Raw genomic sequence first — 20,998 nt, forward strand, 5'->3', positions numbered from 1 at the left:
CGAAGCAAACCGAAGACCGCGACAAGAGCGGTGGTCGCCGCGAAGGACATCTGGAAACCCGGACCGAGCAAGGCTTCGGGCCGCAGGATCAGAATGATCATCGCCGCGAGGCCGACCGCACGCAAGGAGATCGCGCGCCGATCGGCAATAACCGCAAACAGCGCAACCGCGACCATGACAAAGGCGCGCTCGGTCGCGACATTTCCCCCCGAAAGCGACAGGTAAGCCGCAGCGAACACGAGCGCGATCACCGCCGCGATCTTCTTGCCGGGAAAACGCAATCCCAGGGGCGGAACGGCCGCAAGTCCGACCCGGACAACCGCAAAGACGAACCCGGCCAGAAGCCCCATGTGCAGGCCGGAAATCGCCAGAAGATGCGCAAGATTCGACGCCCTGAGCGCCTCGAGCGTATCGGGCCCCATCCCGGCCCGATCCCCGGCCATGATCGCCGCGGCGAAGGCCCCGGTCTCACCTGGCAGGCGGGCCTGGACATGCTGCGACAACGCAAGGCGCGCCCGCAACAGGAGCTTTTCCGAGCCGGCCGGCTCAAGCAACAGGAGCGGCGTGCGCGCATAGCCCACCGCACCCAGCTTCTGGAACCATGCGTGGCGCTGAAAATCAAATCCGCCGGGCTCGACCGGGCCGCCGGGCGGGGAAAGATGCGCTGTCACGATGATCGTTGCGCCGGGAAGCGGGGCCGATCCATCGGTTCCATGCAGCGATATTCGCACACGCTCCGGCCGCCGCTCCGGCGCAACGCGCGCCATGACGACCTGATCGAGCGTGATGCGCGTCGCGCCACTTCCCGAACGGTCAATGCCGATCACCCGACCCTCGACAGGCCCGTAATAGCGCCAGCCCAGGACAGGCCCTTCGAGCATATGCGTCCTTGTCATGGCCAGACCGAACCCGAAAGACACAAGGACCGCCGCCCAGATGAACGGCGCCCAGAATGCACCCGCATACCGGGTCAGCAGCGCCCCGAGGACCACGCCGCAAGAAATCACCGGCAGGACAAGGCGGGGCGGCTCGACCTGAAGCCCGAAATACAAGCCGATCCCGAATGCCATGCAGACGGGAACCCAGGGAAAGAGGTGCCCCCGCTGCGCGAGAACAGCGGCTTCTATGCGCCCCCCGAGCGGCATGGCTTGTCCTTGTCTTGGCGGATCATTAGACAGGCACCGAGCCTATCCAGCCATGGTTACCGAAAGATTAACGCCCATGACCGAAGATGTCGTCACACGCTTTGCCCCGTCACCGACCGGATTCCTGCATATCGGCGGTGCGCGCACGGCCCTGTTCAACTGGCTCTTTGCGCGCGGGCGCAATGGAAGGTTCCTGCTTCGGATCGAAGACACCGACCGGGCACGTTCGACCGTCGAGGCGACCGAAGCGATCCTCAAGGGGCTTTCATGGCTCGGGCTGGAGCATGACGGGGATGTCGTGAGCCAGTTCTCTTGCGCCGAACGCCATGCCGAGGTCGCCCGGACGATGCTGGAGACGGGGCAGGCCTACAAGTGCTTCTCAACCCAGGAAGAGATCGAAGCGTTCCGCGAACGTGCCCGCGCAGAGAAGCAATCGACGCATTTTCAAAGCCCGTGGCGCGATACAGACCCGGCCACGCATCCCGATCGGCCCCATGTCGTGCGCCTGAGGGCCCCGCGCGAAGGCGTGACCGTCATTCGCGACAAGGTTCAGGGCGATGTCACGATCCGCAACGATCAGCTCGATGACATGGTGCTCTTGCGGTCGGATGGCACGCCGGTCTACATGCTCGCGGTTGTTGTCGATGATCACGACATGGGCGTGACCCACGTCATCCGGGGGGATGACCACCTCAACAATGCGGCGCGACAACAGCTGATTTACCAGGCCATGGGCTGGCACGTGCCGGTCTGGGCGCATATTCCCCTCATTCACGGGCCAGACGGAAAGAAACTGTCAAAGCGGCATGGTGCGCTCGGTGTGGAAGAATACCAGGCCATGGGCTATCCGGCGGCCGGCCTTCGCAATTATCTCGCCCGCCTGGGATGGAGCCATGGCGACGACGAGTTCTTTACGGATGCGCAAGCCATCGAATGGTTCGATCTCGAAGGGATCGGACGTGCCCCTGCCCGCTTCGATTTCAAGAAGCTAGAGAATATCTGCGGAATGCACATGGCCGCATCGGATGATGCTGCATTGCTGCAGGAGTTGCAGGCTTTTCGGGCGGCGACAGGGCAACCCGCCTTGCCGGAACGGAAAGTTGACTTGCTTCGCGCGGCCATGCCATTCCTGAAAGAGCGCGCCAAGACCTTTCCGGAACTCACTGAAAAGGCGGCATTTGTTCTTCAGGATCGCCCGATTCAGCCAGTTGAGAAAGCAGCCGGTATTCTTGATTCTGCATCCCGTGGTATACTGGGCGAATTGACGCCGCATCTGCAAAATGCTAGCTGGTCGCGTGCTGATCTGGAACACGTCATGACCCGGTTCGCAGAGGAAAAGGGTACAAAATTCGGCAAGCTCGCGGGTCCGCTCAGGGCCGCTTTGGCAGGTCGGACGACAACGCCCAGCGTTTTCGACATGATGCTGGTTCTGGGGCGCGAAGAATCGCTGGCCCGCCTGTCCGACGCCGCCAAGACATGAATGGCTTTAACCGTAGAGAAAGCCGAAAAGCCATAGTATAGCCCCAAGCGGTACGCGCCGGGGTTACTTCAGGAAGGAAGAAGCATGACTGATAGCAGCAAGACCGCGACACTGACCATCGACGGCACATCCTACGACTTGCCACTGCTTTCGCCGACGGCCGGGCCGAATGTCATCGACATCAGGAAACTCTATGCCGATGCGGGTGTTTTCACCTACGATCCGGGCTACACTTCCACGGCGTCCTGCGACAGCACCATCACCTTCATTGATGGCGGCAAGGGCGAGCTTTTGCATCGCGGGTACCCGATCGATCAGCTTGCCGAGAAATCGCATTACCTCGAAGTCTGCTACCTGCTGCTCTATGGCAATCTGCCCACGGCATCGGACCTCGAAGAATTCGAGGCGACGATCACGCGCCACACCATGATCCACGAGCAGATGCATAATTTCTTCCGTGGTTTCCGGCGGGATGCGCACCCCATGGCAACCATGGTTGGCGTTGTTGGCGCCATGTCGGCCTTCTATCACGACTCGACCGATATTTCCGACCCGCGCCAGCGCGAAATCGCATCGCACCGCATGATCGCCAAGATGCCGACGATCGCGGCCATGGCCTATAAGTATTCGATCGGCCAGCCCTTCGTGTATCCGCGCAACGATCTCGACTATGCCTCGAACTTCCTGCACATGTGTTTCGCCGTTCCGGCCGAACAATACGAGGTGGACCCGATCCTGTCGCGTGCGATGGATCGCATCTTCATTCTTCACGCCGATCACGAGCAGAACGCCTCGACCTCCACCGTCCGCCTGGCCTCGTCCTCCGGGGCGAACCCCTTCGCGTGTATCGCCGCGGGCATTGCCTGCCTCTGGGGCCCCGCCCATGGCGGAGCCAACCAGGCATGCCTGGAAATGCTCAAGGAAATCGGCTCGGTCGAGCGGATTCCCGAATTCATCGCGCGGGCCAAGGACAAGGACGATCCGTTCCGCCTGATGGGCTTTGGCCACCGGGTCTACAAGAATTTCGATCCCCGCGCGAAGGTGATGAAGCAGTCCGCGGACGAGGTGCTCGACCTGCTCGGAATCGAGAACAACCCGGTGCTTCAGGTCGCCAAGGAGCTTGAGAGACAGGCGCTGGAAGATCCCTATTTCGCCGACAAGAAGCTGTTTCCGAATGTGGATTTCTACTCGGGCATCATTCTCGAGGCGATGGGATTCCCGACCTCCATGTTCACCCCGATTTTCGCCCTGTCGCGCACCGTTGGCTGGATTTCCCAGTGGAAGGAGCAACTGTCGGACCCGGCCCACAAGATCGGGCGCCCGCGTCAACTCTATCTCGGGGAAACGGCCCGCGACTATATCGACGTCGAAGACCGGTAAGCGACAGACGCGATCAGGCAGGAAAGGCCTCGGGGTGTTCACCCCCGGGGCTTTTTTCAAAGCGGAAAGCCTCAGCGACCCTCGAAATGCGCCTTTCGCTTTTCAAGAAACGCGACAACGCCTTCCATGAAATCTCGGCTCTTGCTCGCCTCACCCTGAAGCTTTGCCTCGTTGACCAGCTGTGCCTCGAGATCATTGGCCCAGCTTGCGCGAATCGCGCGCTTGGTCAATTCATAGGCGCGCGTCGGCCCATCGGCCAGTTGCGCCGCCCGCGCACGCCAATGCGCCTCGAACGCGTCATCGGGAACCGCCTCCCAGATCATGCCCCAGTCATCCGCCTGCCGGGCGCTGATCTTCTCGGCGAAAAGTGCCGCGCCCATCGCCTTGGCCATGCCCATGGTGCGCGGAAGGACATATGTGCCCCCCGCATCGGGCATGAGACCGATCCGGGTGAACGCCTGAAGGAAATAGGCGCTTTCGGTGGCGATCACAACATCCGCCGCGAGGGCGAGGTTTGCCCCGGCGCCGGCGGCCGGGCCGTTCACCGCCGCGATGACGGGCAGCGGCGATTCGACAATGGCCCTGATCATGGGATTGTATTCATCGCGCAGGCCCCGCTCGAGATCGAGCGCACCGGCATTGGCATCGCCCAGATCCTGGCCCGAACAAAATGCCCCCCCCGCGCCCGTCAGAACGATCACCCGGGCCCCATCCGTCTCGGCGTGGTGAATGGCATCAGGGATCTCCGCACGCATCTGCGATGTCAGCGCGTTCATCTTGTCCGGACGGTCGAGCATGACAACAGCAATGCTGTCAAACATCTCGAAGGTGATTTCCTTGTAGTCCACCATCCGTCATCCTCTGCCAAGCGGTCGAGGGTCAATCAACCTCATTCAGACGGGTCGGCAAAGCAAAACCCCGCGTCACGTCTTCATGATTTCTTCAAGACGCTGGGCTTCCTGCTCGTTCAGGGTTTCCTCGCCGGGTGCCTTGGCTCTTGACCGACCGCGCAGATAGATCAGCCCGGCGACCCCCGCAAAAAGCAGCATTCCAGGCCCGGCCCCCCAGAGGATCCAGTTGCTCCCGCCAAAGCGCGGTTTCAGCAAGACATACTCACCATAGCGACTGACAAGGAATTCCTTGACCTCTTCGTTGTCGTCACCTTCGAGTATCCGCTCGCGGACCATCAGCCGCATGTCGCGGGCAAGCTCTGCGTTGCTGTCGTCGATACTCTCGTTGCGACAGACCAGGCACCGCAGATCCTTTGACACCTCCCGCGCCCGCGCTTCGAGCGCGGGGTCGTCCAGGATCTCGTCCGGTTGGACCGCATACACGGGATGGGCCAGCAACACCAGGATCAGGAGAATGGTCCTCATTCGGCAGGAACTCCTTGCAGACGTGAATTCCTGGCCCCGGCAGCGACGCGATAACGCCGGTCGGAAAGGCTCAGAAAGCCCCCGAGCGCCATCAGGATAGACCCGCCCCAGATCCAGTTGGCAAGCGGTTTGATATAGACGCGCATCGCCCAGCCACCCGCCTGTTGCGGATCACCGATCACGACATAGACATCCCGCAGAAAGCCATTGTCGATCGCCGCCTCGGTCGTGGGCTGCCCCGCGACCGGATAGACGCGCTTCTCGGGATGCAGGGTGGTGACGAGCTCTCCCCCGCGCGCGACGTCGACCGCGGCCATGGTGGAGATGTAGTTCGGCCCCTGGACCTGCTCGACCTCTCTCAGGGTGAACTCGTATCCACTGACATCGAAGGTTTCGCCGGTCTGGACGACCCGAATGTCCTCTACCTCCCACGCAAGCAACCCGGCGATACCCGCCATCGTGACGCCGAGACCGGAATGCGCGACGGCCTTGCCCCAGTCCGAGCGCGGCAGCCGTGTCAACCGCTGCAGTCGATTGCGCCCGCGCCCGGCACGCGAAAGCAAATCGATCACTGCACCGGCCATCAACCATGTGCCCAGCATCATGCCGATCGGCCCCATGGCGCTGCGTCCCGATTGCACCGCCCATACCAGCGCCGCCACCGCCACGGCCAGTGCCAGCGCCGGCCACAGCGCGCGGATCGTGCGCCCGATCCGGGCCCGCTTCCACGGCAACATGGACCCGATTGGAAGTATCATTCCCAGGATGATCATGAAGGGCGTGAAGGCCTGGTTGAAGAACGGCTCGCCGACAGACAGCTTGCGCTCGAACAGCATCTCGCTGATCAGGGGCCATATCGTGCCAATGAACACGACAAAGGTCGCAACAACCAGCAGGATATTGTTCGCCACCAGCGCGGATTCGCGGCTGACCAGTCCGAAAACCCCCCTGGCCTCCATGACGCTTGCCCGCGCGGCAAAGAGCGTCAGCGCACCGCCCACGAACAGCCCCATGATCAGGAGCAGGAAGACCCCGCGATCCGGATCGGTGGCAAAGGCATGAACGCTTGTGAGAACTCCGGACCGGGTGATGAACGCGCCAAGCAGCGAAAAGCCGAATGCGATGATCGCAAGAAGAACGGTCCAGCTTTTCATGCTTTCACGTTTCTCGACCACGACCGAGGAATGCAGCAAGGCGACAGCGATCAGCCACGGCATGAAGCTCGCATTCTCGACCGGGTCCCAGAACCAGAAACCACCCCAGCCCAATTCGTAATAGGCCCACCAGCTGCCCAGCCCGATCCCGATGGTCAGGAAAACCCAGGCGGCAAGCGTCCAGGGGCGCACCCACCGCCCCCACGCGGCGTCCACGCGCCCTTCGATGAGCGCCGCAACCGCAAAGGAGAACGCCATCGAAAGACCGACATATCCCAGGTAGAGAAACGGCGGGTGAAAGGCCAGGCCCGGGTCCTGCAGCAAGGGGTTGAGATCGCGCCCGTCAAAGGGCGCGACATCCGTGCGCAGGAACGGATTGGACGTGAACAGGATGAACGCAAAGAAGGCCGCGCCGATCGACCCTTGAACGGCGAGGATACGGGCACGCAATGTCGGAGGCAGGTTGCCACCAAACCATTGTGCCATGGCCCCGAACAGCGTGACAATCAGCACCCACAGCAGCATAGAGCCTTCGTGATTGCCCCAGACGCCTGTGATCTTGTAGATCAACGGCTTGTCGGTATGGCTGTTGTTGACAACCAGTTGCAACGAGAAATCCGAGGTCACGAAAGCATAGGTCAGTGCAGCGAAGGCCACGACGGTGAGAAAGAACTGCACATTCGCCGCGGGCTCGGCAAAGGCCATCCATCCGGGCCATCGCCGGTCCGCACCGACGAGCGGCACAACGGTTTGCAGGCAGGCCGTCACGAAGGCCAGGATGAGGGCGAAATGTCCGAGTTCTGCGATCATGACTTCGTTTATAAACGTGGTGCGAGCCACGTCCAACAACAAACGCGCGAATTGCATGTTCACTTTGTCGCGGGCAGGGCCGGTTCACCGTCAGCGCCCCATATCCGCTTCCCGCTGCCACGCCTGCAACGCCGGATTCGCCTCGGGCTCGATGATGTCCAGTTCAAGCTCCGCATCCGTGCCAGCGGCCGCCGCTCCGATTCCACCCGGCCCGCTTCTCGATTGCTCCAGCCATTCAAGGTTGCTCAGAACCCTCGGAACGGTGGCGAGGGAATGGCTGATCTGGCGTTGGAACTCCTGGCCCTTGGCCTGGTGACGCGCCCCGAAATAAAAGCTCACGATCGCCCCCAGAAGCCACCATAGCGGCTCGGGCACAAGCGCGATCCCCTGCATGCGCGAGGCGAACCAGACCGGATCGACCATCGCCGCGATGAAAAGGCCGAGCGTCCCGAACGCAAGCGCCGGTCGTGGAAGCCGGTTGAGTCCGTCGATGATCCGGTCGAACAGGCCCTTCCTGGGCAGGGCGAACTCGCCACCGAACTGGGCCATCGCCTTGGCCCGTGTTTCGCTGTCGCGGCGTCCGGCCGCTTCGGCATTTTCGCGAAACACCTCGGCGACGGATTTCAAGTCCCGCCTGCCATAGCCAAAGACCAACGCCACGACCCGTTCGATCAGTCCCATGATTCGACCCTTTGGCGAAACTCTTCGCGGCTCAGATGGTAGCGTGGATCGATGAACTCCTCCGCGCGCCTTATCCAGCCCCCCTTGCCCCCGGCACGGCTGCGCGCGAACTTGCGCGACGCCGGGCGATTGTCGGCAAGCCGGAAATAGTAGTTGCGGCGCGCGATCCCATAGCAATCGACGAAATGGTGCGGCGCGGCTTGCGCCGCGTCATGCGCCGCCCTGGCCGTGTTCGGGCCGATCACCCCGTCCACGGCAACCGCATGGCCCATCTGACGCAACAGGCGTTGCAGGATCTTCACGGCATTCGCACCGGCATTGACATACATGTCGAACACGCTGGGCCAGAGCGCCTCGGGCAACAGGTCGATCCGCGGGCGCTCGAAATAATGCGCCACGAATATGTCCACGGCCTGCGCGCGTCCCAGGCGCCGGACATCGGCCACATCCACGTCCCCATCCCTGTCGAGATCGAGGCCCAGCCGGCGCATGGTGTGGATGGTCACGCCATGATTCGTGGCGCCACCGGGGTCGTCATCATCGCTGACAAAGCCACCCTCGCGGGTCACGATCTCTTGGGCGATCTCTCGAACGGCACGCATTTTGCTGACCTCTCACCGGTTTCGGCAAGAAGCCTGCTGGCAACGGGTTAACGCCGCTTTTAGCTATCGTTCGGTTCCTGATAGACACCCTGCTCCTTCAGGGCGTCGACCACTTCGCGGGGCATGTAGGTCTCGTCATGCTTGGCAAGGATCTCCGAGGCCTGGAACTCGCCCTTCACATAGCGACCGGTCCCGACCATGCCCTGGTTCTCGGCAAAGAGATCCGGCAAGACCCCGGCATAGGTCACCCGGATCGTTTCCCCGCCATCGGTGACGTTGAAACTCACCAGTTCCCCCTGGCCACGCACGATGCTGCCCTCCTCGACCAACCCGCCGATGCGGATGGTCTCGGTCTCCGCGGGTGGTTCCATCATCACCTGCGTGGGCGACATGAAGAAGTTGATGCCATCACGCATCGCATAACCAATCAATCCGGTGGATATGACCAGGGCAACGGCGGCCAGCAAAATCACCTGCACACGGCGTTTCTTCTTCAGGCCCTTCATGGTTCAACCTCGCTCGTGATCCCGTTACGGGAAACAGGGCGCCAGCATCAGCCCCTGTGTCTCTTCCAGACCTAGCATCAGATTGGCATTCTGCAAGGCCTGTCCGCTGCTACCTTTTGTCAGGTTATCCAGCGCCGCGACCACGATCGCCCGGCCCGCGATACGGTCTCCGGTCACGCCGACATGACAGAAATTGCTGCCGCGGACGTGGTGCGTGCTGGGCGTCTCGCCAAAGGGCAGGACCGTGACAAAGGGTTCCGCATCATATGCGGCTGTCAGAACCTCATGCACCTGCCGGGCATCGCCACTCACATACCCCGTGGCCAGTATCCCGCGATTGGCCGGAATCAGGTGCGGCGTGAACTGGATCTTCACCTCACGTCCCGCGAGCCTTGAAAACTCCTGGTCGAACTCACCGAGGTGGCGATGGGTGCCGCCCACGGCATAGGCGTTGTAGCCCTCGGACATCTCGGCATGAAGCAGGTTTTCCCTGAGGCTCCGCCCAGCCCCCGACACCGCGCATTTGAGATCGAGAATGATATCGTCGCGCCCGATCACGTCCGCCGCGATCAACGGGCGCAGCATGTATTGCCCCGTCGCGGCATTGCAGCCCGTGCCCGCCACCAGCCGCGCCTTGCGGATCTCGTCACGGTAGAACTCGGTCAGGCCATAAACCGCTTCCTTCTGCATCTCGACGGCGCCATGCGGATTGCCATACCACTTTTCATATGCCTCCGGGTCACGCAGCCGGAAATCCGCGCTCAGATCGACGATCCGCAGGCCCTTGGGCAGGCCCGATATCACCTCCTGGCTGGTCTTGTGCGGCAAGGCGCAGAAACACAGGTCGATCCCGTCAAAGTCGATCTCGTCGAAACCGACCATGTCGGGCAGATCGAGATGGCGCAGATGCGGAAACACCTGCGCCAGGCTCTGCCCGGCCTTGGAATGCGCGCCGAGGGCTGCAACTTCAATGCCGCCATGGGTCGCGATCAGCCGGATCAACTCGGCCCCCGTATAGCCCGAGGCGCCCAGGATGGCGATTTTATGGGTCATGACAAACCCCTTTTCATGTTGTCTGGTGATGTTGTGACGAAAAAGCGTGGCAGGCTCAAGCGGCCTCGAACTCGATTCGTCGTCGCAGGAACTGCGTGGCGCGGCTGCTCACGGTTTTCGGATCCCCCGTGGTCAGGAACCGTGCACCCCCGCGCTGTCCGAGCATGTCGGGATGACGCGCGATGTAATCGGCAAGGCTCTCGGCCACCAGGTTGGCCTGGCTGAACACCTTGACCCCGGGGCCAAGCGCCGCCTGAAATTCCTTTTCCAGCAGCGGGTAATGCGTGCAGCCCAGCACCGCCGCCTGCGGATCGGGCATCTTGCGCTTCAACGCATCGACATGGGATCTGACCAGCGCCTCGGCGAGGATCATGTCACCTTCCTCGATCGCGTCCACGAGCCCGCCACAGGCCTGCGTCTCGACATCCACACCGATGGCGCGAAAGGCCAGTTCGCGCTGAAACGCGCGGCTCGACACGGTGGTCGGCGTGGCGAAAAGCGCCACGTTGCTGACAGCGACCTCGCGCGGCGGGGAATTGTCGCCCCATTGCCGCTCGGTCAGCGCCTCGATCAGCGGCACGAAAACCCCAAGCACCCGCTTGTCGCGCGGAACCCAGTTTTCCTGCATCCGCCGCAGGGCCGCGGCGCTGGCGGTATTGCAGGCAAGGATGACAAGATCACACCCCTCGGCCCAAAGCCGCTCGACCGCCTCGCAGGTCAGTTGATAGATGTCATCGGGATCCCGCACGCCATAGGGCGCATGGGCCGTGTCGGCCATGTATACGAAGGAAACGTCCGGCAGACGCCGGGTCACCGCATCCCAGACCGTCAGGCCACCCAGCCCGCTGTCGAAAATCCCTATTGCCATCTGCCCTGCCCGGGTTACGCGCGATAATTCTCTTCGAATTCGAACCCGCATTCGGACGAATCCAGCGGCCTCGGCGACAGGTCATAGGTTGATTTGCGCAGGAAATCCATCATTGCTTTGGAATCCCCGGCACGCGCGTCGAGAGCGTTTCGGCAAATCGGTTTGCCGATCACCACATCCACATCCGTGTCCACCCGCGCGCGAAACTCCTTGATCAGAAGCCCCATGCGCAGCGTGTAATGCAGGTGGCTGGCCAACTGGAAAAGCCGGCTGGTCGAACCGTCGAAGAATATCGGCACGACCGTGGCGTTGGACTTGGCGACCATGCGCGCGGTAAAGGCCCGCCAACCCGGATCGAGCGGTCGCGAAAACGGCCGCGCGGCGGTGCTCACCGTGCCGCCCGGGAAAACCCCGATCGCACCGCCCTGATCGAGATAGCGCAGCGCTTCCTTTCGCGTCTCGAGGTTGAGCTGGATCGCTTCCCTGGTCCCGTCAAAGGAAATCGGAAGGATGACACGGTTGAGGTCTTCTGCCTTGCGAAAGACATGGTGCGCGAGGATTCGGAAATTGCCGCGCGCACGGTTGAGGATGTGCCCCATCATGAGCCCGTCAAGAATCCCGTAAGGATGATTGGCGATCAGGATCAACGGCCCGTTCGCCGGGATATTGGCAAGACTTCCCTCCACCACGTTGAGCCGAAGGTTGTAACGCTCGACGATCACGTCCCAGAAATCCCGCCCCGAGGCGATCTCGCATTCATAGCCCTGCGCGCGCCGTATGAGACCGATCCGCCCGGTGACATTCTCCATGATCCGGATCAGGGCGCGCCCGGCACGGGTCTCGGCAGAATGCGCATAGGAAATGTCACGGGCAATGTCGCGCTGTCTCATCACTCGACTCGGCTTGAGCGGGTTCGGTTCGGGCCGCCACGCTCATGGCGGCGGCCGGCGAAGGATACGAACCGACCATGACAGTTTCATGTCGCCGGGTCATGTCATGGCCCCTGCCCGCGCGGCGCAGTTGCCCGGCCCTGTTACTCCGCCGCCTGCGCGGCCCGTTCGGGCGCGCCATTCAGCATGGCCAGGATCTCCTCGCGCCGCTGCGCCGCCTTCTCGGCATTCGCCGCCTTGACCGGCCCGAACCCGCGCACCTTGAGCGGCAGCTCCGCAAGCTCCGCGATCAGGTGACGGTTTGACCCGTCAACACGGGGCAGCCACTCGGCCATGTCGGCCTCGAATTGCGCGATCATCGCCCGTTCCGCCTTGCGTTCCTCGCTGCGCCCGAACGGGTCGAGCGCGGTGCCGCGCAGACGCTTCATGCCCGCCAGCAATCTGAACCACTTCACCATGCCGGGCCCGAATTCACGCTTGATCGGTCGCCCGTCCGATCCTTCTTTCGACAGGAGCGGCGGGGCCAGGTGGAAGGAGACCTTGAAGTCGCCGTCAAACTCCGACTTGGCTTTCTCCAGCGTGCTCAGGTGAAGCCGCGCAACCTCGTATTCGTCCTTGTAGGCCAGAACCTTGTGATATCCCTTCGCAACCGCCTCCTTGAGGCGTGCATCCTCCACGCCATCGACCAGTCTGCGATAGCGCTTGGCCAGCCGGTTGCTTTGGTAGGCCCTGAGATGTTCGGCCCGAAACGCGATGCGCTCCTCCAGTGTCTTGGGCTTGTCGACGACATCCGGGCTGAGCAGTTTCTCAACCTCCTGCGGGTGCAGAACCGCCCAACGCCCGATATCGAACGCCCTCAGGTTGCCGTCGATCGCGGCGCCGTTGAGGCGGATCGCATCGGTGATCGCCTCGCGGCTCACCGGGATGAGCCCCATCTGCCACGCCCCGCCGAACACCATCATGTTGGAAAAGATGCTGTCGCCCAGCGTGACCCGCGCCAGGTCCGAAGCGTCGAACAGGCCCAGCCGCTCGCGCAGCCGCGCCTGCAACTGCACTTCCAGACGATCCACCGGGATGCGGAACTCGGTGTCGCGGGCAAAATCGCCGGTGATGATCTCGTGGCTGTTGATCACCGCCCCGGTGCGCCCCGTGCTGGTCAGGCCCAGCGTCTTGGCCCCGGCGCTGACCACCAGGTCGCCGCCGATCAGCGCGTGCGCCTCGCCCGTGGCCACGCGCACCGCGTTGATGTCACCGGGCGTGTTGGCGATGCGCACATGGATATGCACCGCGCCGCCCTTCTGCGCCAGCCCGGCCATTTCCATCATGCCCGCGCCCAGCCCGTCGATCTGCGCCGCCTGTGCCAGAACAGCACCGATGGTAACGACCCCGGTGCCACCGACCCCGGTGATCACCACGTTGTGGGTGCCGTCGATCGCGGGCAGCTCGGGCTCGGGCAGGTCCGGCAGGTCAAGCTCGGTCGTCGCCTCTTTCCTGACCTTCGCCCCTTCGAGCGTCACGAAACTCGGACAGAACCCCTTGAGACACGAGAAATCCTTGTTGCACGACGACTGGTCGATCGCGCGTTTGCGGCCCAGCTCGGTCTCGACCGGCACGATCGACACGCAATTCGATTGCACCCCGCAATCGCCGCAGCCCTCGCAGACATCGGTGTTGATGAACACCCGCTTGTCGATATCGGGAAAGGTGCCGCGCTTGCGGCGGCGGCGTTTCTCGGCAGCACAGGTCTGGATGTAAAGAATGGCCGATACACCCTTGTATTCACGGAACTTCTCTTGCACCGCATCGAGATCCGCGCGCTCGTGTTTCTCGATCCCGGCCGGGAAATCCGAGAAATCCACATCCTCTTTCTGGTCATACACAACGGCCACATGCTCGATCCCGAATGCCTTCAATTCGCGCGCGATCTGATGCGCCGAGAGCCCGCCCTCGTGGGTCTGCCCGCCGGTCATGGCCACGGCATCGTTGTAAAGGATCTTGTAGGTGATGTTTACACCACTCGCGACGGCCGCGCGGATGGCCTGAAGACCCGAATGGTTATAGGTGCCGTCGCCCAGGTTCTGGAACACGTGGTCGCGCGTCGAAAACGGCGCCTCGCCGATCCAGTTGGCGCCCTCGCCGCCCATATGGGTGTATCCCAGCGTTTCGCGATCCATCCATTGCGCCATGAAATGACAGCCGATCCCGGCATAGGCGCGGCTGCCCTCGGGCACCTTCGTCGAGGTATTGTGCGGACAGCCCGAGCAGAAATAGGCAAGGCGCGTGGTGATTTCCTCGGCATTGTCGGCGCGCCTGGCCTCGTCCAGCTCGCTCAGCCCGGACTTGATGCCATCCGTGGCGCGGCCTTCCTCGATCAGGATCTTGCCCAGCTTCTCGGCCACCATGACGGGATCGAGCGCCCAGCGGGTCGGGAACAGCTCTTCCCCGAACTGGCCCTTTTTCCAGCCATAGACCCGCCGCCCCTTGCGGTTGTCGAAAATCGCCTCCTTGATCTGCACCTCGAGGAGCTTGCGCTTCTCCTCGACCACGATGATCAGGTCGAGCCCCTCGGCCCATTCGTTGAACCCCTTCATGTCCAGCGGCCACACCTGGCCCACCTTGTAGGTGGTGATGCCCAACCGTTCGGCCTCGGCCTCGTCGATCCCCAGAAGCCCGAGCGCATGTTCGAGGTCGAGCCAGTTCTTGCCATGGCTCACCAGCCCGATCTTCGCGCCCGGCTTGCCCCAGATGCGCTTGTCGATCTTGTTGGCATAGGCGAAGGCCTCTGCGGCAAAGCGCTTGTGGTCGAGCAGCCGCGCCTCCTGATCGATCCGGTCATCGACCAGCCGGATATTCAGCCCGCCCTCGGGCATGGCGAATTCCGGCAGGGCAATCTGAACGCGATCGGGCCGGCCGTCCACCACCGCGGTCGCCTCGACCGTGTCCTTCATCGTCTTGAGACCGACCCAGACCCCGGCAAAGCGCGACAGCGCGATCCCGTATATCCCGTAGTCGAGAATCTCCTGCACACCGGCCGGGCTCACCACCGGCATGTAGACATCGACCAGTGCCCATTCGCTCTGGTGCAGCACGGTCGAGGATTCGCCGGTATGATCGTCACCCATCGCCATCAGAACCCCGCCATGCGGGCTGGTGCCGGCCATGTTGGCATGGCGCATCACGTCGCCGGTGCGATCGACCCCCGGCCCCTTGCCGTACCACAGACCGAAAACACCGTCGAACTTGCCCTCGCCGCGCAATTCCGCCTGCTGGCTGCCCCATAACGCCGTCGCGGCCAGATCCTCGTTCAGCCCCGGCTCGAACTTGATGTCATGTTCGGTCAGTATGGACTGCGCACGCGCCATCTGCATATCGACCGCCCCAAGCGGCGATCCGCGATAGCCCGTGACATACCCGGCAGTGTTCAGGCCCGCCTGCATGTCGCGTTGCTTCTGCGCCAGCATCAGCCGCACAAGCGCCTGTGTCCCGTTCAAGAGCACCTGCGACTTTTCAAGGTCGTACCTGTCCTGCAATGTCACCTGTTGCTTGCTCATCTCGCGCCTCCCGTCGCTTTCGTGCTGAACTTGACGTCAACACCGCTCCATTCCGAAGCATATCCGAAGCATAAGCCTTATGTTAGGTCATAATATGTGACCTAACAAAGGGAAAATTCCAACCGCCCCCCACGATTCTGTGAGGATAGGTCTGCCATTGCATGGCGTTTCATGCGATTAAGGCTCAGGTTACGGAAAGTTGCGGACATGGATTGGGACAAACTCAGAATATTTCACGCGGTGGCCGACGCGGGATCGCTCACCCATGCCGGTGATGCGCTCCATCTGAGCCAATCTGCGGTCTCCAGACAGATTCGTTCGCTCGAGGAGACCTTGAACACCACCCTCTTTCACCGCCATGCGCGCGGGCTGATTCTCACCGAACAGGGCGAGCTTCTGTTCGATGCAACCCGCGCCATGCTCAAGCGCCTCGACGCGGCCACCGCGCGCATACGCGACAGCGAGGACGAGGTTTTCGGCGAGTTGCGCGTGACCACGACCACCGGGTTCGGCACGCTCTGGCTCGCGCCCCGCCTGACCGCCCTTTACGAGAAATACCCCGAACTCAAGATCGACCTCATGCTCGAAGAGCGTGTCCTCGACCTTCCCATGCGCGAGGCCGATGTCGCCATCCGCATGAAAGAGCCCTCACAGGCCGATCTGATCCGCAAACGCCTCATGAGCGTCCGGATGCGGCTCTACGCCTCGCCCGAGTATCTCGCCCGCGCGGGAACGCCGCAATCCCTCGAGGATCTGAGCAGGCATCGCCTGATCTGCCAGAATGTCGGCGCCACCCAGGTCGGCGCGGGCGCCACGCTGGTCCAGGCGCTCTTGAGCAACGAGATCTCTTCGCTGCTGACAGTGAACAACTACTACGGTGTGCTTCAGGGTGTTCTGCATCATCTGGGGATCGGCGTCCTGCCCGATTACGTGATCCAGGAGTTTCCGAATCTGCAACAGGTTCTGCCCGAGGTCGACTCGGGCGACATACCGGTCTTCCTCGCCTATCCCGAAGAGTTGCGACAATCCAAAAGGATCGCCGCATTCCGCGATTTCGTGCAGGAAGAGATCACGATCTATCGCAAACGCGTTAAAAATCAGGCGGCTGAGTAACAGGTTAACCAGATATGCGCCTCCCGCATATCGGCCATGCTGCGGTCGCAGCATCATTGGGCTTGAACGTGCAGGGTCCGCCACTTATTTGAACTTCTGACGGTGATGTTCGATGGTTATCGCATCACTTTCATACCTCCCTGTTGGACTTAGGCCGAGCTTAGTGCTCGGCCTTTTTTTTCGTGATGCCATTTGCATCCATTGGCCCCCACCGGCGGGGGGCAATCGGCCGCGAACGGGCCGTTCTGCCGCATATTCGATCACCCGGATCACGTCACGTCATGCGTCCGTCCCGTCGCACCGGAAAACCAAACGAAAAGGGCCACCCGAAGGCGGCCCTTTGCAAAAAACGTCGAAACGCTCAGCGCTTGGAGAACTGGAAGCTCCGGCGCGCCTTGCGCTTGCCGTATTTCTTCCGCTCGACCACGCGGCTGTCGCGGGTCAGGAAGCCTGCGGCCTTGAGCGCGCCGCGCAGGCCCGGATCATAAAGCTGAAGCGCCTTCGAGATGCCGTGCTTGACCGCGCCGGCCTGGCCCGAAAGCCCGCCGCCCTTGACGGTCGCCATCACGTCGAACTGGTCTTCCACGCCGGCCACCGAAAACGGCTGGCGCAGGATCATCTGCAACACGGGGCGGGCGAAATACTTGCCCATTTCCTTGCCGTTCACGACGACCTTGCCCGAGCCGGGCTTGATCCAGACGCGGGCCACCGCATCCTTGCGCTTGCCGGTGGCATAGGAGCGTCCAAATTCGTCGCGCACGGGCTCCCGCGGGGTTTCGGCTTCCGCAACGGGGGTGGCGGCCGCTTCGGCCACCTGGCCCAGCTCTTCGAGCGAGTTCACTTGATCGGTCATCTCTCTCAGCTCCGCGTGTTTTTCTTGTTCATGGATTTCACATCCAGCACATCGGGATTCTGTGCCTCATGCGGATGCTCGGCCCCGGCATAGACGCGCAGGTTGGTCATCTGCTTGCGCGACAGGCGATTGCCCGGCAACATGCGCTTGACCGCCTGCATCACCAGCCGCTCGGGATGCGCGCCTTCGAGGATCTGCTCGGCGGTCCGGCTCTTGATCCCGCCGGGATACCCGGTGTGCCAGTAATGCACCTTGTCGGTGCGCTTCTTTCCGGTCATCTGCACCTTGTCGGCATTGATGACGATGACATTGTCGCCCATGTCCATATGCGGCGTGAAGCTGGCCTTGTGCTTGCCGCGCAGACGCGTGGCGACGATCGAGGCAAGACGGCCCAGAACAACGCCCTCGGCGTCGATCAGGATCCATTTCTTGTCGATATCCGCAGGCGTTGCAGAAAAGGTTTTCATGTTTGAAACCCCATTATCGTGTTTCGGTTGATCGCTGAACCGCCCTCGTCTGGCGATGGCGGGCGTGATGGGCGGGTTATATACAGGCCATGATCCACGTCAAGCGGATTAAACCACGAAAAAATCAGCAAAACCAATCGCTTGTAAATAAGGTATTTATTTACCCCACTACCCGCGCCGATTTTCCCGCCACATGATCAGCGCCCCCGCCCCGACGATCAGCAGGACGCCGGGAAACAACGTGTCGACCGGCGTCTCGCCAAAGACCAGCCAGCCAAGGACAAAGGCGCTCAGGATCCCGAAATACCCGAACGGGGCCAGGATCGATGGCGCGGCGCTGCGATAGGCCAGCATCATGAACAGAACGCCGATCCCGCCCAGCACTCCCATCACGAAGATCAGCCCGGCATCGACCAGGCTGTGCAGCGGGCTGAACTCGGTGGTGAACGCGGCCAGTATGATCGCCCCCACCGCGGCGGCGGCCGAGGAATAGAGGTATAGCAACCCGTTCGACACTTCCGGCCCGAAAAACCGCACCGTCACCATCGAGAGCGCATAGCAAAGCGCCGCACCGACCGGCAACAACCCGGCCAGCGAGAACGCCTCGGACCCCGGCTTGAGGATCAGCACCACCCCCACGAAACCGACGAGAAGCGCCGCCACCCGCCACGGCCCCACCCGCTCGCCCAGCAGAACGACGGACAGGAGCACGACAAACAGCGCGTTGGTCTGGCCCAGCGTCGCCACCGTGGCCAGTTCCAGCCGCGCCAGTGCCGAGTAGAAGAAGAGCTGCGCCAGCGCCACAGCGACCCCTCGCCCGACCGCCAGCGGCCAGTTCTCGATCCTGAGCGACGACCCGCGCAAGCGCAACTCTCCAGTCCAGATCAAGAGCGCCAGCGACGGCACGATCCCCAACACGTTGCGATAGGCCGAAAGCTCCGGCGCGGCATAGCGCGCCGACAGCACCCGCACCAGAAGGCTCATCACGTCGAAGCACAGGATCGCCAGCAAAAGAAGGCCAATCGCCTTGAGCGCCCGCCGAAACTCGGTCTGATGAAGTGTCTCCAGGCTCATCGCGCGCCTCCTCGCCCCATCAAACCCGATTGTCCCGCAGGGGCAAGGCAAGCGCCCCGGACACCCCCAAAAGCGACGCAACGGAACACCGGCAAGCGAAAAAATCACCCCTGCCCCCATTTCTCCCTTGATCGACTCGGGCACACCGCCTAGATGCGCCTCACTTTCGGGACCGATCCCAACTTCGATGGCATCGGGGGGGCGCTAAGGGACCGACTGGATTCAATCTGCTGGAAAGAAGGGGAGCGCCATGAAAGACGCCAACCTCTTCCAACTGGGGATCGGTCTGGAAACAGGCGCCCATGAGGAAGACACCGCCCGCGGTCTCGATGCCGCGAACGACGACGGGCCCTTTGCCCGTGACATTTTCGACAACAGCCGCGATGACCATTTCATCCGCCGCGACGGGTCGGTCTTTGCCGGCACCCATCTCATCATCGAGGTGGTGAACGGCACCGGACTCGATGACGAGGCGCGCATCGGGCAGGCGTTCCGCGATTGCGTGGACACCTGCGGCGCGACGCTTCTGCACATCCACACGCACAAGTTCTCGCCCCAGGGCGTCTCTGGCGTGGCCGTGCTCGCCGAAAGCCATATCTCGGTGCATACATGGCCGGAAATCGGTTATGGCGCCTTCGATGTCTTCATGTGCGGTGACGCCCGGCCCTGGCTGGCCGTGGACGTGCTCAAGGCGGCGTTCGACACGCCCGATGTGCGCGTCCGCGAACTCAAACGCGGCGAAGGCGTCGTGTCTGAGGCGGGGGTGGCGGCATGAGCGACTGGTCCACCGAAACGCTCCATGCCGATTACGCGCAATCCCTGCGCATCGACCGGCTGCTTTACGACAGCGAGACCGGACACCAGCGCCTGCGCGTGTTCGAGAACCCCACCTTCGGGCGCGTGCTCACCCTCGACGGGGTGGTGCAGACCACCGAGGGCGACAACGCGATCTATCACGAGATGCTGACCCATGTGCCGATCCTCGCCCATGGCGCGGCGCGGCGCGTGCTGATCGTGGGCGGCGGCGATGGCGGCATGGCGCGCGAGGTTCTCAAACACGCCAGCGTCGAACATGTCACCATGGTCGAGATCGACGCCGGCGTGGTGGAGTTCTCGAAAGAATACCTGCCCACCCTCAGCCAGGGCGCCTTCGATGATCCCCGGCTCGACCTCGTCATCGCCGACGGGGCGGAGTTCATGAAAACCACCACGGGTGGCTTCGACGTGATCGTCGTCGATTCCACCGACCCCATCGGCCCGGGCGAGGTGCTCTTTACCGACACCTTCTATGGCCATGCCAAGCGTGCCCTGGCCCCGAACGGCATTCTGGTGACGCAAAACGGCGTGCCCTTCCTGCAGCCGGACGAGCTCACCAACACCATGCGCGCCTTCCGCGCGCTCTTTGCCGACGCCACCTGCTACCTCGCCACCGTGCCCACCTATGCGGGCGGGCCGATGGCCTTTGGCTGGGGCACCGACGGCGATGCGCGCGCCACCCCGCCCGACGTGCTCAAGGGGCGGTTCGAGGCCGCGGGGCTCACACCGTTCTACTACACCCCCGCCGTGCACCGGGCCGCCTTCGCCCTGCCCGGCTATGTGCAGCGGCTGATTCCCTGACCGGAAGGGCTTGGCGATAAAGAAGGGCGAGCGAGAGGGCAGCACACGGCCGCGGTCGGGTGCGCACACCATCGGCACAGGGCACTTTATCCCGCAACGTCATCCCCGACCCGAAGTGATGCGCAACCCGTCAAAAGCACCCGGCCCGGGGACGGCCGTGTGCTGCCCGGGCGGCTCCGCCGCTGTTCCGGGCGGGGGGGCCACCCGAGTCTCGATATGTCACCATACTTGATCTTTTGCGCCAACATCCAACAAAAGGGCGGCGCCTGCCCCGGGGTGGGTGCGAAGCGCCCGCCGTCACGCCAAAGGCGTGCCGCTGGCACGACGGGCGGGGCGGGCGCTGCCCGGGCCGCAAGCGCCCCGGGCGAGGTGGGTTCG

The 20,998-nt window shown here is 62.8% G+C and carries 19 protein-coding genes; 5 read left to right on the forward strand and 14 right to left on the reverse strand.

From position 1 onward, the window contains the following. A partial coding sequence (locus ACESL9_RS11585; protein WP_372674846.1) for a ComEC/Rec2 family competence protein occupies positions 1–1,145 on the reverse strand: 1,145 nt, incomplete at its 3' end. Between the two features lie 76 nt (positions 1,146–1,221). Between ACESL9_RS11585 and gltX the strand changes: the two genes are divergently transcribed. Together gltX and gltA are read left to right on the forward strand one after the other, a co-directional pair. After that, positions 1,222–2,625 (forward strand): glutamate--tRNA ligase, encoded by a 1,404-nt coding sequence (gene gltX / locus ACESL9_RS11590; RefSeq protein WP_372613567.1) that lies wholly within the window; start codon positions 1,222–1,224, stop codon positions 2,623–2,625. A gap of 84 nt (positions 2,626–2,709) precedes the next feature. Continuing rightward, entirely contained in the window at positions 2,710–4,005 is a 1,296-nt protein-coding gene (gene gltA, locus ACESL9_RS11595) for a citrate synthase (RefSeq protein WP_372613565.1), read from the forward strand. A 71-nt stretch (positions 4,006–4,076) separates the two neighbouring features. Here gltA and ACESL9_RS11600 read toward each other — a convergent pair whose 3' ends face one another. From ACESL9_RS11600 to ACESL9_RS11645, 10 genes are all read right to left on the reverse strand, one after another. After that, positions 4,077–4,853: an enoyl-CoA hydratase-related protein gene (locus ACESL9_RS11600; protein WP_372613642.1), complete on the reverse strand. Its 777-nt coding sequence runs from the start codon at positions 4,851–4,853 to the stop codon at positions 4,077–4,079. Between the two features lie 75 nt (positions 4,854–4,928). Beyond that, on the reverse strand, positions 4,929–5,381 hold the full coding sequence (locus ACESL9_RS11605) for a cytochrome c-type biogenesis protein CcmH (protein WP_372613563.1): 453 nt from the start codon (positions 5,379–5,381) through the stop codon (positions 4,929–4,931). Then, positions 5,378–7,345: a heme lyase CcmF/NrfE family subunit gene (locus tag ACESL9_RS11610; protein WP_372613561.1), complete on the reverse strand. Its 1,968-nt coding sequence runs from the start codon at positions 7,343–7,345 to the stop codon at positions 5,378–5,380. Before ACESL9_RS11610 ends, ACESL9_RS11605 begins: the two co-directional genes overlap by 4 nt. A gap of 90 nt (positions 7,346–7,435) precedes the next feature. Next, on the reverse strand, positions 7,436–8,026 hold the full coding sequence (locus ACESL9_RS11615; RefSeq protein WP_372613559.1) for a holin family protein: 591 nt from the start codon (positions 8,024–8,026) through the stop codon (positions 7,436–7,438). Next, positions 8,017–8,628: a holin-associated N-acetylmuramidase gene (locus ACESL9_RS11620; protein ID WP_372613557.1), complete on the reverse strand. Its 612-nt coding sequence runs from the start codon at positions 8,626–8,628 to the stop codon at positions 8,017–8,019. The genes ACESL9_RS11615 and ACESL9_RS11620 overlap by 10 nt, the downstream gene beginning before the upstream one ends. A 59-nt stretch (positions 8,629–8,687) precedes the next feature. Then, entirely contained in the window at positions 8,688–9,134 is a 447-nt protein-coding gene (ccmE, locus tag ACESL9_RS11625) for a cytochrome c maturation protein CcmE (protein ID WP_372613555.1), read from the reverse strand. A gap of 24 nt (positions 9,135–9,158) precedes the next feature. Continuing rightward, positions 9,159–10,187: an N-acetyl-gamma-glutamyl-phosphate reductase gene (gene argC, locus ACESL9_RS11630; RefSeq protein WP_372613553.1), complete on the reverse strand. Its 1,029-nt coding sequence runs from the start codon at positions 10,185–10,187 to the stop codon at positions 9,159–9,161. Between the two features lie 55 nt (positions 10,188–10,242). Then, complete coding sequence (murI, locus tag ACESL9_RS11635; RefSeq protein WP_372613551.1) at positions 10,243–11,055, reverse strand: glutamate racemase; 813 nt, start codon at positions 11,053–11,055, stop codon at positions 10,243–10,245. Between the two features lie 14 nt (positions 11,056–11,069). Then, the gene (locus ACESL9_RS11640; RefSeq protein WP_372613549.1) at positions 11,070–11,945 is read right to left on the reverse strand and encodes a lysophospholipid acyltransferase family protein; all 876 of its coding nucleotides are present in this window, start codon (positions 11,943–11,945) and stop codon (positions 11,070–11,072) included. A gap of 143 nt (positions 11,946–12,088) precedes the next feature. Next, entirely contained in the window at positions 12,089–15,496 is a 3,408-nt protein-coding gene (locus ACESL9_RS11645) for an indolepyruvate ferredoxin oxidoreductase family protein (protein WP_372613547.1), read from the reverse strand. 207 nt (positions 15,497–15,703) lie between these two features. Between ACESL9_RS11645 and ACESL9_RS11650 the strand changes: the two genes are divergently transcribed. Further along, a complete protein-coding gene (locus tag ACESL9_RS11650) occupies positions 15,704–16,609 on the forward strand; it encodes a LysR family transcriptional regulator (protein WP_372613545.1) in 906 nt (301 codons plus the stop codon). A 361-nt stretch (positions 16,610–16,970) separates the two neighbouring features. Here the strand turns inward: ACESL9_RS11650 and rpsI are convergent, their stop codons facing one another. The 3 genes from rpsI to ACESL9_RS11665 form a co-directional block, all read right to left on the reverse strand. After that, positions 16,971–17,462 carry a 30S ribosomal protein S9 gene (rpsI, locus tag ACESL9_RS11655; protein ID WP_372674847.1) on the reverse strand — a complete coding sequence of 164 codons (492 nt, stop codon included), beginning with the start codon at positions 17,460–17,462 and terminating at the stop codon, positions 16,971–16,973. A gap of 5 nt (positions 17,463–17,467) precedes the next feature. Next, the gene (gene rplM, locus ACESL9_RS11660; RefSeq protein WP_372615345.1) at positions 17,468–17,929 is read right to left on the reverse strand and encodes a 50S ribosomal protein L13; all 462 of its coding nucleotides are present in this window, start codon (positions 17,927–17,929) and stop codon (positions 17,468–17,470) included. Positions 17,930–18,097: 168 nt separating this feature from the next. Further along, positions 18,098–19,003 carry a DMT family transporter gene (locus ACESL9_RS11665; RefSeq protein WP_372615344.1) on the reverse strand — a complete coding sequence of 302 codons (906 nt, stop codon included), beginning with the start codon at positions 19,001–19,003 and terminating at the stop codon, positions 18,098–18,100. A 250-nt stretch (positions 19,004–19,253) separates the two neighbouring features. Here ACESL9_RS11665 and speD point away from each other — a divergent pair, with 250 nt between their 5' ends. Together speD and speE are read left to right on the forward strand one after the other, a co-directional pair. Further along, the gene (gene speD / locus ACESL9_RS11670) at positions 19,254–19,778 is read left to right on the forward strand and encodes an adenosylmethionine decarboxylase (RefSeq protein ID WP_372615343.1); all 525 of its coding nucleotides are present in this window, start codon (positions 19,254–19,256) and stop codon (positions 19,776–19,778) included. Next, the gene (gene speE, locus ACESL9_RS11675) at positions 19,775–20,620 is read left to right on the forward strand and encodes a polyamine aminopropyltransferase (protein ID WP_372615342.1); all 846 of its coding nucleotides are present in this window, start codon (positions 19,775–19,777) and stop codon (positions 20,618–20,620) included. Before speD ends, speE begins: the two co-directional genes overlap by 4 nt. Positions 20,621–20,998 lie beyond the last annotated feature (378 nt).

The organism is Aquicoccus sp., assembly GCF_041686535.1.
In the GTDB taxonomy this organism is placed as follows: domain Bacteria; phylum Pseudomonadota; class Alphaproteobacteria; order Rhodobacterales; family Rhodobacteraceae; genus Aquicoccus.